Source organism: Paenibacillus sp. UNC499MF (assembly GCF_900107975.1).
Taxonomy (GTDB): Bacteria; Bacillota; Bacilli; order Paenibacillales; family NBRC-103111; genus Paenibacillus_F.
In genome coordinates, this window is sequence record NZ_FNVF01000003.1 from 51,713 (window position 1) to 66,533 (window position 14,821).

11 protein-coding genes are annotated in these 14,821 nt (G+C 57.5%); 1 reads left to right on the top strand and 10 read right to left on the bottom strand.

Annotated features, from left to right (window positions below; translation table 11 throughout):
• Positions 1 to 87 precede the first annotated feature (87 nt).
• From C4S74_RS08295 to C4S74_RS08305, 3 genes are read right to left on the bottom strand one after another with little or no spacing between them, the layout of a single operon-like run.
• Complete coding sequence (locus C4S74_RS08295) at positions 88 to 1,017, bottom strand: type II secretion system F family protein (RefSeq protein ID WP_103994878.1); 930 nt, start codon at positions 1,015 to 1,017, stop codon at positions 88 to 90.
• Positions 1,014 to 2,270, bottom strand: coding sequence for a CpaF family protein (locus C4S74_RS08300; RefSeq protein WP_103994879.1), 1,257 nt, complete (start codon positions 2,268 to 2,270; stop codon positions 1,014 to 1,016). The genes C4S74_RS08295 and C4S74_RS08300 overlap by 4 nt, the downstream gene beginning before the upstream one ends.
• Entirely contained in the window at positions 2,267 to 3,394 is a 1,128-nt protein-coding gene (locus C4S74_RS08305; protein ID WP_103994880.1) for a hypothetical protein, read from the bottom strand. The genes C4S74_RS08300 and C4S74_RS08305 overlap by 4 nt, the downstream gene beginning before the upstream one ends.
• A gap of 347 nt (positions 3,395 to 3,741) precedes the next feature.
• Here C4S74_RS08305 and C4S74_RS08310 point away from each other — a divergent pair, with 347 nt between their 5' ends.
• The gene (locus C4S74_RS08310; protein WP_258042437.1) at positions 3,742 to 4,221 is read left to right on the top strand and encodes a tryptophan-rich sensory protein; all 480 of its coding nucleotides are present in this window, start codon (positions 3,742 to 3,744) and stop codon (positions 4,219 to 4,221) included.
• An 11-nt stretch (positions 4,222 to 4,232) separates the two neighbouring features.
• On the opposite strand, the gene C4S74_RS08315 is transcribed toward C4S74_RS08310, so the two are convergent.
• The 7 genes from C4S74_RS08315 to C4S74_RS08345 all read right to left on the bottom strand — a co-directional run.
• The gene (locus C4S74_RS08315; RefSeq protein ID WP_103994882.1) at positions 4,233 to 5,279 is read right to left on the bottom strand and encodes an SAM-dependent methyltransferase; all 1,047 of its coding nucleotides are present in this window, start codon (positions 5,277 to 5,279) and stop codon (positions 4,233 to 4,235) included.
• Positions 5,280 to 5,282: 3 nt separating this feature from the next.
• Entirely contained in the window at positions 5,283 to 6,047 is a 765-nt protein-coding gene (locus C4S74_RS08320) for an ABC transporter ATP-binding protein (protein WP_103994883.1), read from the bottom strand.
• A 39-nt stretch (positions 6,048 to 6,086) separates the two neighbouring features.
• The gene (locus tag C4S74_RS08325) at positions 6,087 to 6,419 is read right to left on the bottom strand and encodes a cyclic-phosphate processing receiver domain-containing protein (RefSeq protein WP_103994884.1); all 333 of its coding nucleotides are present in this window, start codon (positions 6,417 to 6,419) and stop codon (positions 6,087 to 6,089) included.
• Complete coding sequence (locus C4S74_RS08330) at positions 6,419 to 7,291, bottom strand: deoxyribonuclease IV (RefSeq protein ID WP_103994885.1); 873 nt, start codon at positions 7,289 to 7,291, stop codon at positions 6,419 to 6,421. Before C4S74_RS08330 ends, C4S74_RS08325 begins: the two co-directional genes overlap by 1 nt.
• Positions 7,292 to 7,312: 21 nt before the next feature.
• Positions 7,313 to 8,122, bottom strand: a complete 810-nt coding sequence (locus C4S74_RS08335; RefSeq protein WP_103994886.1) for an Fpg/Nei family DNA glycosylase — start codon at positions 8,120 to 8,122, stop codon at positions 7,313 to 7,315.
• 125 nt (positions 8,123 to 8,247) lie between these two features.
• A complete protein-coding gene (locus C4S74_RS08340) occupies positions 8,248 to 12,957 on the bottom strand; it encodes a CARDB domain-containing protein (protein ID WP_181024363.1) in 4,710 nt (1,569 codons plus the stop codon).
• A gap of 265 nt (positions 12,958 to 13,222) precedes the next feature.
• A partial coding sequence (locus C4S74_RS08345; protein ID WP_146065489.1) for a ribonuclease H-like domain-containing protein occupies positions 13,223 to 14,821 on the bottom strand: 1,599 nt, incomplete at its 5' end.

Below are 14,821 nucleotides of genomic sequence, written 5' to 3' on the forward strand. Positions count from 1 at the left end.
CCTTTAAAGCGCCTCGAACCTAGGACGTATAACAGCAGCAGCGCCGAAAAAGAACTCACACTTAAACCCAGCAGTACAAACATGTTGTCACACCTTTATATCCATAATCTTGCCCGTCAGCCACATGCAGCCTCCCAGAGCAAGCAGCCCTCCCGTCATGATGAGGGGGCCCGCGCCGCTGTACAGGGGCGCCATATAATCGGGGGAGCTGAATCCGAGCACCGCGACCATACAAACGGGGGCGGCAAGAAGTACGCGTGACTCCAGCTTTTTCTGGGCCACCATAACCGAAATATCCTGTTCAATGTCCAGCTTATCTCCGATAATGCCGGCAGTTCGGCGAATGACCTCAACCAGGTTGCCCCCCGTCCGTTTGCAGGTCGTGAACACGTCGGAAAAATTCGTAACATCCTCGCACTGTGCCCGCACCGCAAAATCCGCCACGGCATGTTCAATCGGCTCCCCGTTATCTAAACGCCTTACGATGACTTCGAATTCCCGGACAATAAGGCAGTTCGGATCAGGATAAAGCATATGAAGATCTTTCCACGCTTCACGGAACGAATTTTCTACGGACCTTCCCGCTGTGAGCGACGTAGACAGGCAATAGAGAGCCTGCTTGAACTGAAGAATCAATTTTGCCTTCCTTACCGTTATCAGCCGTATTTTGCGGAAACGGGGAACCAGTAAACCAAGCGGCGTGCAGAGCATGGCAAGCAGAAGCTCCTTGTAAAAAATGAATGCGACACCTGCAAAGACGAGCCCGGATAAACCTGAAGTCAGCACCGTTTCACGAAGTGTCATCCGGTAGCTGCCGTAGTCCATAAGCCCAGCAGAAACGCGCAGCGTCTTGTTCCTTGCAGAATGGGAATCTTCTTGCCGCAACTGCTGTGCATTCCGCTCCTTCTCTCCGTTATCGCCTGATTCCGGCAGTTTCCGCCGCTTCCTCTTGTCCTGCACCATTAAAACAAGCCAAAGAACCAACCCGGCCAAACAAGCCGTAACCGGAAGCATCATGAGGCCGCCTCCTTCTCACGTGCCGTCCAGTCCGGTAATCTAACCCCTGCAACGCCGCATTTCCACCCGGAGACGAGAGGATTTCCCGTGTAAACCAGGTTGCCTTTCACTCTTCCGTTTTCGTCCTCACCCTGATCTTCAAACCGGAACAGCGGATTCAAGCCGATTTCGCCATCCTCAATACCGGCAAGCTCGCTGATCTCAACGACCTTCCGGGAACCGTCCCTCATCCGGGTCAGATGCACCATAAGATCTATGGCCGAGGCGATTTGTTTGCGGATTACCGGCACCGGAAGGTCCGCCGCGCTCAGCACCATCATTTCCAGACGGCTCAGCATATCAACGGTTGAGTTGCTATGACCGCTACTAAAACTTCCCTCATGGCCGGTATTCATAGCCGCCAGCATATCAAGCGCCTCCGCTCCGCGGACTTCCCCGACGATAATCCGGTTCGGCCTCATCCTCAGCGACGAACGGATAAGGTCCCGGATTCCGATCCCTCCTTTCCCCTCGGTGTTCGCGTTGCGTGTTTCCAGGCTCACGAGATTGGGAACCGTACGGATTTGCAGCTCGGCCGAATCCTCAATCGTAATAATGCGTTCGTCCGCCGGGATACCTTGGGACAGGGCGTTTAAAAAGGTCGTCTTGCCGGAACCGGTGCCGCCTCCGATAAAAATGTTGTATTTAGCCTTCACAAACACGGCGAGCAGCTCCGCCGCCTGCTCCGTCAACGCTCCTCTGGCAATCAGGTCGCTCATGGTCAGTGGCTGTGCCGGAAACTTACGGATCGTCATCGTCGGACCTTGAAGCGCCACCGGCGGGAGCACCACGTTGACACGGGAACCGTCCTGCAGTCTGGCGTCTACGATCGGCGACATTTCATTCACGGTCCGGTTCACTCTGGCAACGATGGCCTGAATAATGTCCTCCAGCTTCTCCCGGCTTTCGAAGCGGGCTTCGTTCCGGATGACACGCCCGTCACGCTCGATAAAAATATCCCGGTGGCTGTTGATCATAATTTCCGTAACGGACGCATCGTCGATTAAGGGCTGCAAAACATCAAGCCCGCGGTAGGAATGGAAAATACGCTGCACCATCTCCCACTTTTGTCCGGCCGTCAGCCGGCCGTCTCCCGTTTCACGGAGCACCACCTCCTCGATCAATTCCATCAATTCTTCGTCCGAGGTGGACTGTGTCGGGTCCAGACGGGCGTTAACGGCCTCTTTACAAGTACGGACCCATTCTTCTCTCACAGCGCCTCAGCTCCCTCGTATAACCTTCGTAAAATACGGCCGACCTGTGCGGCAAAAACAGGCTCGTTTAACCAGACAGCGGGGTCCGGCACGCTTTTCCAAGAGGGGATATAAGGAAGCGTGTCAAATAGGGTGACGTCAGCGTCTATCGCCATGCCTGCTTCACCTCCCGTATATTTGTTCAAAACAAACAAGCTCTTGCCCGCGCAGCTCTCCATGGACTCTGTGGAATTCAGGGCTTCCCGGACTTTCCGAGTTTTGTACAAAGCGTGCGAATCTTCCGTAACCAGCCACACGACATAGTCGCTGGCTTTCAAAGCCCCCAAGGTCCTTGGCTGAACGGCACTGTCCAAATCGAGCAGCAGAACGTCCCAAATTCCGCTGTCCGCTACACGCCGGGCTAGGCTCCTTACGTCTTCCGCATTCAGCTCGTCCGCTTCCCGGATATTCGGAAAAGGAGCCAAATAATCGAAACCGTACCCGGGATGACGACACTGCAGCAGTTCCGCATATTCCGCAGCCCGCTCCTGGGACTTCCTCCACGCATAGAGAAGCCGCGAAAACGAATCCGGCGGGCCGTCCGGCATAAGCAGAGCGGAAGAGCTTACCGCTTCCAGGGACACATACAGCGCCTTCCTCCCCTGTACGGCGAGCTGCGCCGCCATATTCAGGGCGAGAACGCTTTTGCCACTCCCGCCGGAAGCCGAGTACACGGCGATTACGCTCGTTCGGCCTTCTCGGAGTGCGGTCTTCACGTGCCCGGACTCGCCGGTGTACTCCGCTGCGCGCAGCAGCAGATCTCTCAGCATTGTACGAAACGGCTGATACCGGTAAATCATATTCTCTGCCGGCAAATCCCCGCATCCCGGTGTCTCCGACAACCGGTAAACAAGGCTGTCCTGCGGCTGGCCGAGCCAGCGGCTCACTTCTTCTTCCGCAATCGTTTCCGCATGGAGAACCAGCGGGAATGCCTCCTTGTTCTCCATCATGACCGCTTCGAGCTGCTCGCACCGGGTAAACCGCCGGATATCCAGCCGGTCACGAAACTCTCCCTCCCGGACAAAGCGTTCCAATACGGACGCATATTCCATGTCGGGCTCGATCAAAATCAGCAGCCTTTTCATTTCTCCGCCTCCTTACCGCTTCTGTATCATCCGCTCCACTGTAAGATCCCGCCAAGTATGAGCACTATGCCGGACACGCCGGCGGCTAGCGCTATGCGCCATTTCGTTTGCCTTGTCATCCTTCACCTCACTTGTTTACCGGAAATCAACGCAAAAAAGCACCACTGACAGGGAAGAAACGAGTTCTTCCACATCAGCGGTGCTTCCGCTTTTGTGCATCCGGTTGTTTAATTACCGCTAATTATACCATAATTACCCAATCGGTCAACGATTATTTTTATTTTTACAGGCATACCTGTCCCGCATTTCCATATACCTATATTAATGGACAAACAATCCGGGAGGGGGTGCCTTTTTTGTTCTACCCGTTTATGCTGGCCGCCGCAATAACGTATACACTCTTGCTCTTATCCGCCGCTCTCTTCCCCGCCGATATACGGTGGTATTCTTCCGTCAAAAAGCCGGCATGGGCTCCTTCCGGACAGCTGATCGTCAGCGCAAGAGGATTTATGCACGCGTGTATGGCAGCTTCCGTCGCACTCGTCTACGTAAAAACGGGCGGATTTCAAAATGTGGGGATCGCCTGGATTTTTGTTATGATCCTCCATTATTTATGGAGCCAAGCCTACGGCTTTTTTCTGTTTACGGCGAAAAGCTTCGGACTCGCTTTGGCAGGCAGCATGTTCGCCTCCCTTACTTGCTGGTGGCTGCTTGTCCTGACCGCGCCGCTGGCGAAAGAAGCCGCCTGGCTGCTCCTGCCCTGTCTCGTCTGGAGCTGCCTGACGACTTTTTACATGTGGATCATCCGAATGATGAACGCCCAATGACTCCCGCAGGTTTATTTTTTGATAAAATAAAGCGTAAGCTCTTCGCGGTTATGAAACAGTTGTTTCGCCTGCCGCAGGTCCAGATGCCCTTCAAAATCCTGTTTCAGCTCTTTCACCGTCTGAAAGGGTTTTTTGTGCATCAGTTTCGCCGTAATGATCGCCGTCCCCCCGCTTCGCAGCGCAGGCAGGAGATCGAGGATAAGCCGGCTCATCTGCCGCGGACTCCAGCTCATATCGCAGACAAGAAGATCGAACTCGTCCTCGCGCAGCTTCACGTCCGCAGCATTCTTGCCGTGATACGTAAGCCGCGGGTGCTTGATAAGGCTCGGGTGCATTTTGGCCGGGTCAATCGCGGTCACGTAAAGGCCCCGCTCCAGCAGCAGCGAAGTCCAGCCGCCCGGAGCCGCGCCTACATCGACCGCTTTGCGAAAATCCGCAAAATGCAGATGAAACTTGCGCTCCGCCTCAAGCAGCTTGAATTTTGCGCGGGAAACCTGGTTCTCTTCGCGCTGAAAGCGGATGGCGCCGCCGCTCCAGTCGGACAAATTCTCTTCCGGCGCGGAGACTCCGGCATAAATCGCCTGATGCCCGACATAGACCGAAAGGATGTTGTCCGCGTGACGCACGAGCGTCTCGGCCCCCGTCGCCTCGCCCATGGCGACTTCGCAAGCCGCGCGGACATCGGATGAGCCGTAAGGCACTTCCGTGCCGTCGGCGATTCTCACCTGGACGGCTGAGCTGCTGCCGGCATGCAGACGGCCGAGTCCGGACGCCAGCTCAGCGGCGGCCAAGATGTCCTCGTCCGTTCCGGACAAAGCGCGCTCCTCCTGGACAGGCTGCATATGACGCAGAAAAATCGGCTCCTGCGCCCGGATGGCCGCCGATACTTCTTCCCAGCTTCCTGGCGCTTCCGCCAGAAACGTCTCCGTCGGAACAAGCGTCCGGAATTTCACTCCGGGTATGAGCCGCCGGATTTCTTCCTGGGCCTGCTGGGCGTACCCGCGGTTGGCCGTGCCGATCAGGCGGGCCGTGTTTGTAGTCGAATCATGTTCTGTCATTCCTTACAGCACCTTTATCCATGGTCTATTGCGGAACCACTCCACTTCGAGCGGAACCTGAAAAGCTTGGTAGAGATGTTCAGGCGTCAGCACTTCTTCCTTGGGACCGGCCGCAATGATCCGTCCCTGCTCGATAAGCGCGACGTGCGTAAACATCGGGATGATTTCTTCGATATGATGCGTGACGTAAAGTACGGTCATCTCCTGATCGCTGAATTCGCGGATCGCCGCCAGCAGCTTTTCGCGTTCGTAAAGATCCAGCCCCGAGCAGGGCTCGTCCATAATCAGAAGCTCCGGCTTCTGCATCATGGAACGGGCCAGCATCACTTTCTTGCGCTCGCCCTGCGAAAGCGTCCCGATCGACTGCATGGCGACATGCGGCAGTCCGATTCTTTCCAGCATGCCGATCGCTTTCTTTTTCACATCTTCCGGAATTTCCTGGTAAAAGCGCAAATAGGCGTATTCGCCGGTCGCCACCGCTTCCCATACGGTATCCGCAAGGTTCATTTTCTCAAACAGAGACTGGGAAATATAGCCGATCCGCTTGCGGACTTCACGCACGTCAACTTGTCCGTAGCGGTTACCGAGCACTTCGACTTTTCCCCTGGAAGGAAACTGGTAACCGTTCATAAGTTCAAGCAGAGTCGTTTTGCCGGAACCGTTCTTGCCCAGCAGAACCCAGTGCTCGCCTTTTTCCGCATGAAAAGAAACATCCTGAAGAATATGCCGTTCTTCGCGTATAAAATGAATATCGTTTAAATGAATCATGTCACAGAATCCTCTCTTCTTGAAAAATGGTTGAATGAGTCAGCCCCCGGCAAGCTTGGCCAATAAACCGGCAGGCGGAGGTCCCGGATGAAGAGAGGTTGCGGAAGGAACCGCAGCGTACAAAGCCTGGTACATCCGGTTCCGGCCTTCCAGGCTGGAAGTGTGCAAATAAATACGGGCCGGAAAAATACCGGTCCCGATCATCCAGGCGACGATATCCCACCCGGATTCGTCCCAGCCCAAATCGTAATCGAGCGACAAAATGTCGACCTCGCATTCCTGCAAAAGCAGCCGGCATTCCTCCACGCTGCGCGCAAGGGTAAAACCCGCCGGACATCTGCGCTGATCGTCCAGAAAAACGTGAATCTTCATCAGGTATCCTTTCCCGCCGCCCCGGCTGTCCGCTTAACCAGCGCAATCTCTTCCTTGTGCGTACCGTCCGGACCGCTTCCCGTTTCGAGCACAAGCGGTATGTCCCTCACGATATCCGAAGCCAACAAGGACTTGAATGCTTCCAGGCCGATGTACCCTTCGCCGATATTGGCGTGACGATCCTTGCCGGAACCGTGAGGATAGAGGGAATCGTTGAGGTGCACAGCCTTCAAATGGTCAAAATACCCGAGTTCGGCGCCTCTTTGCTCGACCTCGTCCCAATCGTTCCCATGCCAGAGTCCTGCCGCAAACGCGTGACACGTGTCCAGGCAGAACGCGATTTTGTCCGGGTAATCCGAAAGCTGTCTGATCCGGGCCAGTTCCTCCATCGTCGTGCCCATCTGGGAACCGCTGCCGGCCTGGTTTTCAAGCAGAAGAAGCGCGCTGCCCCGCCACTGGCTCAGCGTCTTATTCGTACATTGTATTATATTTTTATAGCCTTGTAACGGATCTTTTCCGGAAAACTTCCCGAAATGTACGACCAGCCCTACGGAACCGCACGCATCCACGATCTCCAGCGCGTTCAGCATCGCTTCCACCATCACGTCCTGCTGGCCGCCTTCCGCTGCCGGATTGAGGGGGTAAGGCGCATGCCCGATCGAAAGAAGGCCGTTTTCCCGGCAGTATTCCGCGCACCGTCGGGCGTCGTCCCAGTCTACATTCGTTTTCAGAATGAGGCTGCGCGGATTTTTCGGAAAATATTGAAAAGCCCCGGCTCCGATCGCGGAAGCGGTCACCGCGGCTCCGTAAAATCCTTTCCGGGTGCTGATATGCGCCCCGATGTGAAGCTCTTTTCTCTTTTTACGTGCCATGTCTCTTCTCTCCCCTCGCTATTAGGTCTGGCAGTTGCTGCAAAAGAAACATTTACGCGAAGACAGCGTCTGAAACACTATCGGGTTCCCGCATCTTACGCACGGTTCGCCGCCCCGGTCGTAGACACGGCAAAGCTCGTTGAAGCCGCCCGTCCGCTCATCTCCGCTGTAGAGAGGCATCTCCATGTAGCCGCCCGCTCTGAGCGCTTCGGTAAGTACGCTGCGCATGGACGTGTACAAACGGGCGGTCTCGTGTTCCTCCAAAGCAGCCGGGCGTCTGGAAGGCAGGAGACCCGCGGCAAAACAAATTTCGTCGGAATAGCAGTTGCCGATTCCGGCCAGCCAGTGCTGATCGGTCAGGCACGTTTTCAGATTGCCCTTGCGGGTTTTCAGCATGTCCGCAAACCGGGCAGCGGTCAGATCCGCGTCAAACGGCTCCGGTCCCAGGGAACTCAGCTCCTCCTCCAGTCCCCGCTTATCGTACAGGTGAAGATAGCCGAGCCTCAGCCCGATAAAATACAGCGCCGTGTCCCCGAAGTAGAGCTCGATCTGTGTGCTGCGATCCGGCTTGTCCGCTTCCGTACCGAGATGCATCATTCCGTCCAGCATAAGATGCAGAAGGAGATAACGTTCTCCGCCCAGGACGAAAATGAGCTGTTTGGCTCTCCGGTCCACCCGCTCCACAACCGTTCCCAGAACGGTCTTGCGGAACTCCTCTTCCGAAACGTTCAGCGATTTCGGTCTATTAACGGTAATACCGCTGATCTTGCGGTTTTGAATCCTTTTGTTCAATTCCTGGCGATAATGCTCCATCTCCGGCCACTCGGGCATAAGGGCACATCCTTTCTCCGGCTTCTTACTGGTATGTCCGTGCTCTCCCCCCTTTAAACGTCGGGTTCTTCTTCAGTCTGCCCGCAAAAAACAGCGCGGACCATAAAGACGGTCCACGCCGGGATCTATTCTTCGTTTTCGGTTATCCGGACCACGGACGCATTGGAAACGGCAACGGTGACAATATCCCGTCCCGAAGGAGAACGGACCCCGTACGTGACCTCGGCCGTGTTCACAAGACGCCTGTCGCGCCCGCCGGAGCCTGCCTGCTGACTTCCCTGGCCCCCTTCGGAGGGATCCAGCGAGACGACGCGGACCCGGAAGGATACCGCCACCGTCTCGCCCGGCGCGACGGAGCCGAGCGGGATGCCGGTTTCCGGACCGGCGCCGCTTACGACGGCTCCTCTCACAACCACGCTGTCCGGCACAAACGATACCGCAGGCGGTAGAAGATCAGTGAGTACGGCGCCGGTCGCCGTCAGTCCGCTCACGTTCTTGACGTTGATCGTGTAGCGGAATTCGTCTCCGATAAAGCTTTCTTCCGTATCCGCGTTTTTAAAAACGTCCAGCACGCGGATAACCCTGACGCTCGCAGCCGCTTCAAGAGACCCTCCGGTTTCGCTGACGGCTGTAACCCGGTTTACGAAGAGCGTACCGGCGGGCGTTTCGGGCGGGATGCGGAAAGGCTGCGACAACAGAACGCCGCCGCCGAAAGGCAGGGTGCCGGGTCCGATCGTGACGCCTACCCGCGGGTCGTTCAGCACTCCCGTCAGAAGCGTATTGCCGATGTTCAGCGCCTCGATCCGGTAGCGCACGGTTTCGCCCGCAACCGCGACCGGGGTGCTCGCCTGCTTCCGCAGAACCAGTTCGGGCACCGGGGCAACGATCACAAGAAACGGGGCGCTTTCCTCAGGTGTCTCGTTGCTTGTCAAGCTCACCACCCCGGGAATTTGCGTGCCGGCCGGGGTGCCCGGAGGGACGTTAATGACGGCCGTGAACGTGGCCGTTCCGCCGGGCACGAGCATGGAAATATTCTCATTCAGTCCGAGCAGACTGTTCGACACCAGCACGTTGTTCAGCACGACATTGGATGGATTGGTGACCGTTACCATGACCGGCACACGCTCGCCGGGTCTCACGAATTCGGGATTGGGCGTAACCATAATGGATATGTTCGGCGGCGGAAGAATCCGGATATCCACCGCCGATACGACGGGCGCCGTCTGATCCGACCGCAGCTCGGCGGTATTTGTAAATACCGTGCCGGGCGCGAGACCCTCGGGAAGACGGAACGGAACGACCTGCCCCTGGCTTTCCCCCGGAGCGAGCGAATTCAGCGAGAAGGTAGCCTCCAGCACCGGATCGGCGATGCGGATATTCGTCAAAGTCACGTTTCCGGTGTTAACCAGCACGAAACCGAAGGCAATCTCGCCTCCCGCCGGAGCCTCTTCATCGCTGACGAGCTTAATGAAGGCGACGGAAGGGGCCGCTCCTACCGTAACGGTAACCGAAGCCGTTACCGGCACCGTTTCCGCCGACTGCGCTTGCGCGGTGTTGATAATCAGCGTGCCGGCCGGTGTCCGGAACGGAATCGTAAAGGACGCAAACAAGGTTTGGGTTTGCCCCGGCGCCAGCGTCCCCAGATTCCGGTCCAGCCCCAGCACCGCATCGGTGACCGTCACGCCGGTCAAGACCTGGGCGCTCGGATTCGCGACCGTCAGCGTAAAGGTGACCGTTTCGCCCGGAAGCGCCGTAAGACGGTCGGCCGTTTTGACCAGCGTGATCGCGGGGGCGGGAGCTACCGTAACGGTCGCCTCCGCCGTGACGGCCGGCGTCTGGTCCGAGACGGCCGATGCCTGGTTCGTGATTACGGTGCCCGGCGGTGTTCCTAACGGAACGGTAAACGTTCCCGTAAGCGGCACCGTTTCCTCCGGTCCGAGCACGGGAATCGTGGTGTCGACCCCGAGCAGACCGTCCGTGATCCGCAAGGCGGTTAGAGGAACATTGCCCGTGTTAGACGTCGTGATCGTAAAGGTTACGGTTTCTCCGGGAAGCGGTAGCGGCAGATCGGCCGTCTTGGTCAGAGAAAGGGACGGGATGCTGAGCACCGTAACCGAGACGGAGCCCGAAGCGCTCAGTCCGGAACCCGCAACCACTGCGGTGTTCGTGATAACCGTTCCTCCCGGAGTTCCGGCAGGAACAATCTGACTTGGCGCGAACAGAATGGAGGCGCCCGCTTCCAGCAGCGGAATATTCTCGCTGAATCCGAGCGTGCTGTCCGAGAGGGTCAGATTGGTCAGCGGAACGTTGCCTGTGTTCGTTACCTCGATGACGTAGTCGATGAAATCTCCCGGCGCCGCTCCGGTCTGCTCCGCCGTTTTGACCAGTGACAGGCCGGGGCGTATGACGAACAGGGAAGCCGAAGCTTGGGCGCTGACGGATGTCTCCGCACCCGTGCCTTCCACTAGGGCAGTATTGACTATCGTTTCGGGAGCATCCGGCGGAACGACGAAGGCAATCGTTCTCGTTTCCGACGCGCCCGGTGCAAGATCGGGGATCGCCGAATCCAGATTGACCGTCGAGTCCAGGAGCCGCACGTCACGCAGCGTCTCATTGCCCGTATTCGTGACGGTAAACGTATACTGCACCGTCTCCCCCACACCTGCGGAGGCCGGATTCACGCTTTTCGCAAGAGACAGGGAAGGAACACCCGTGACAATGACATTCTCGGTATCGGTCCGCTCCCCGGTTTGACTTGAAACAACCGCCACGGTGTTGGAAATGATCGTACCCGCAAGCGCATTTGCGGGAATGACGAACGATCCGGTAAACGTTACTCTTCCTCCTGGAGAAAGAGAAGCGACCGTCTGATGCAGCCCGATAGCATCATCGTCGACCTTGAGTCCGGTTAAGGTTGCATTTCCGGTATTAATCACCTCGATGGTGTACTGGACTGTTTCGCCCGGCCTGGCCTCCGTACGGGACGGTCTTTTGCGGACGATAAAAGCGGGACTCGGCGAAACCATCAATTCGGCGGAGGCTTGAAGCTCCGGAGTCTGATCGGACCGCGCCGCCGCCGTGTTGCGGATGATGCTGTCCGCTGCCGCATCGGCCGGTACGATGAAGATCGCTTCCCTTACGGCACGCTCGCCCGGCGCCAATTCATCGATCGTCACATTCACTCCCAGCAAGGGATCTTGAAGGACGAAATTCGTCAGTGTGGTGTTTCCCCTGTTTTGAACGATAAACAGATACGTCACAGATTCCTGAGGCGCCGCTTGGGCGGGTTCTACCGTTTTAAAAAAACTCAGCAAATTGACCGGTGCCACGGAGACGGTAACGCTGTCTGTACCCATGGCTCCTTCCTGGGACGAAACGAAGACAGTATTGGTAACGGCCGTGCCGGCAGGCGTTCCCTGCGGAATCGTAAATGATTGGTTATACGTTGCCGTCTGGCCCGGAGGAAGGGAGCTGATTGTTTCGTTCAGACCGAGCATTTCATCGGTCACCGTTACGTTCGTCAAGGTACTGTTCCCCGTATTCGTCACTGTGTACGTATAAACGACGGTTTCCCCCGGAACGGCTGAGCTGCGGTCCGCTTCTTTTACAACCGTCACGCCGGGAGTCGGCTGGGAAATCGCGATGTTCGCCTGTGCCTGCTCGCGGATGCCGACATCGGGCTCCGAGACGGTAAAAACATCGGTAAGTACGGACAACCCCGATGAAGGCACGACAAAAGGAAACTGCCGGTTGACCGATTCGCCCGGACTCAGGAAAGGAATCGTTTCATCCAGAAGCACCTGCCCGTTCGCTGAGAGAACATCCGTCAATCTAACCTGGCTTAGCACGGTATTGCCCGTATTCGTTACCCGTACCTGAATAAACACGGTTTCTCCAGGATTGGCATTGACGCTTTCCACCCCGTTGATCGTTTTCTCCGCTCTGACGGACGGTCTGTTCTCGTACTTGGGCACGACAACGATCCCGATGGACTGGTCGCCGACAGGCACGGAGGCGATGACGGTGCCGGTCGCCAGGCTGATGACGGATACCACATTCGTCCGTGTGCTCACATACAAAAAGGCCCCATCCGGAGTGACCGCGATATATTGGGGAAATGTTCCCGTAGGCAGCGTGCCTCCGCTTGTGTTTCCGGCCACATTGACGACGGTCAGGTTGCCTGAAACTTCATTAGCCACAAAAATTTGCCGGCCGTTCGTCGCGATCCCGATCGGGGAAATTCCCGTAGCGAACGACCCTGTCACCGTGAGGCTTGCGGTGCTGATGATATCCGTCCGGCTTAAAGCCCGGGTCGTCACGTAGACGCTTTTGCCGTCCGGAGAAGCAACCACGCCGATCGGCTGCACGTCTACCGGCACGTTGGCGATCACCGCGCCATCTTCCGCACGGATCACGGAAACGGTGTTGCTCTGCTGATTCGCCACGTAAACGAAAGCGCCGTTCGGAGTCACGTCCACGCCGACCGGATTTACTCCAACGGGAATGGTTTGAATAACGGTATTGGTCGCAACGTCGATGACGGATACGGTATTGTCCACGGAATTCGTCACATAAACACGGGTTCCCGACGGATTGACGCTTACCCCCTGGGGGCCGCCGCCTACCGGTATCGTGGCGACAATCGTATTGGTCGCCGTGCCGATAACCGATACGGTGGAAGCGGCAAGATTCGCCACATAGACGAACTGGCCGTCCGGTGTGGCGTCGAGCTGCTGCGGATTTGAAAATCCCGGTATCGTAGCCGTGACGGTATTGGTCGTCTGGTCGATCACGGACACCGTGTTGGAGCCGCTGTTCGCTACATAAACGGGCATGCATTTACTCCCTTCCCCCTGTTCGGGCAGACGCTGTCGAACTAGTGTATGGCGGAGGGCTTGGCAGACATGCCCCGTTTTCACCCTGTAATAAAAAGGAAAACGCCAAGCCTCAAAGGGCATGACGTTCAATAAATCGTATTGCGAATATGGGAATTAACGTCAGAGGATGCCGTACTTCATATTCTTGAAGCCGGAGGTACGGAGATTCCTTCCGCTCCGTGATTGATATCAATACGCAGCAAACGGGACGTTCCGTGACACGTCAGCTTGAGCCCCCAGACACATCAAATAAACTGTCGGCCGCATAAGCGGGCCGGGGTTTACCGGGCGGCTTGGCGGCAGACTTGGCCTGTCCGGAAGATTTGGCCGGCTCCGTGAGACCTGCCGGTTTCGCGGATGCCCGGCTTCCCCGGGCCGGCTTGCCGCAATCCCGGAGCTTGCGCTGCAGCCGTTCGATTCGGTGCGCAATCCGCTGCTCCTCTTCCGCCGCCTTTCCGCTGCGCCGCAGGAGCCTGCGTCTTTGGCGGAGGACATCGAGCGCTTCACACGACAGCTCCAGCGCAAGCGCATAGTCTTTGCATCCGTGCTCGTAGTGCATCGCAAGCTCGATATAGGCTTCTACATGAGGCGCAGCGGCAGGTCCCGCCTGCCGGATCTGCCGGGTCCACAATTCGACGGCCTTGTCCCGCACGCCCGCTTTTTTGTAGTGGGCCGCATATCGGAGAAACAGATCCCCACCGGCATGACGGCCTTCTTCCGCCTGCTCCAGGAGCCTAGAAAAGCCCAATTCCAGAATCCTCTCGGCGGACGGGAGCCGGTTCATTTTCAGCAGCCACTGGCCCAGCCGGTATAGATCCCCGGGCGTTTTTGCCTCCAAGGGCTCTTCATCGGCCAAATACCGGGAAATGAGAGCGGACAATGCCGCCAGGGACACGATATCCCGCTCGTTGTGAACGAATACGCCCCGCAGCACGTCCGTTTTTCCTTCCGCGAGATAAAGGACATACAGCTCGGGAGCGAACGCGCCGGAAACGTCGTCTTCCCGCACATAACCGAGCTGCGCTTCCTCCACTTTCCCCAGCCGTACGGAAGGCATGGAATGCTTCCACAAGCTGCGGGACGGGTGCAGCAGGTCAAGGTGCAGCAAGCGGTCGATGTCCGGCCGCATCCGGTTCAGAATAAACCGGTTCTGCAAAATCGGCCAGTCGAAGGTCCTTCCGTTGTAGGAGACGATGTGGGTGAACTTCTCCAACTTCTCTTCCAGATAGGCGAGCATCGCACGCTCTTCGGCCGGATGCCGGATAAAAAGCTGCTCGACGACAAAGTGACCAGCTTCGTAATAGCCGATGCCCACGAGAAACGCGACATTGCCCGCGCCGACGCCGAGCCCCGTCGTCTCCGTGTCGAAGAACAGGAGACCCTCCGCATGGACTGGCTCCGCTTGGGGATGGAAGGCCTCAAGCTCCCGGATATACTCATGAAGCGCGTCGAGCCGGTACCGGCCGTGGCTGGCATCCTGCGGGTACGTGCACACGCGCCGCACGAACGACCCTGCGGAGAACTCGTACAGCTCCGCGCCCAGCTTCGCCCACTCTGCGGCCTCCGGATCTGCCGCCGGGGCCGCTTCGGGAGCCTCAGGCTCGCCGGGCCGGAAGGCGCCTTGCTTCGCGTCAACCGGAGAGGTAGCGGCCGGTATGCGGCTATCCGCCGCTTCCGTCGACTCACCCACAGCCACGAGTATGGGCCGCTTCGCCGCCTCATCCTGATGGGCTGAATCCGCCCGCTCGTCTGCCGCTATATGCGGAGATCCCGTCGACTCCGGCTGCAGCCCTGCCGCTTCCCCGCACGCCTGCGCCTGCTC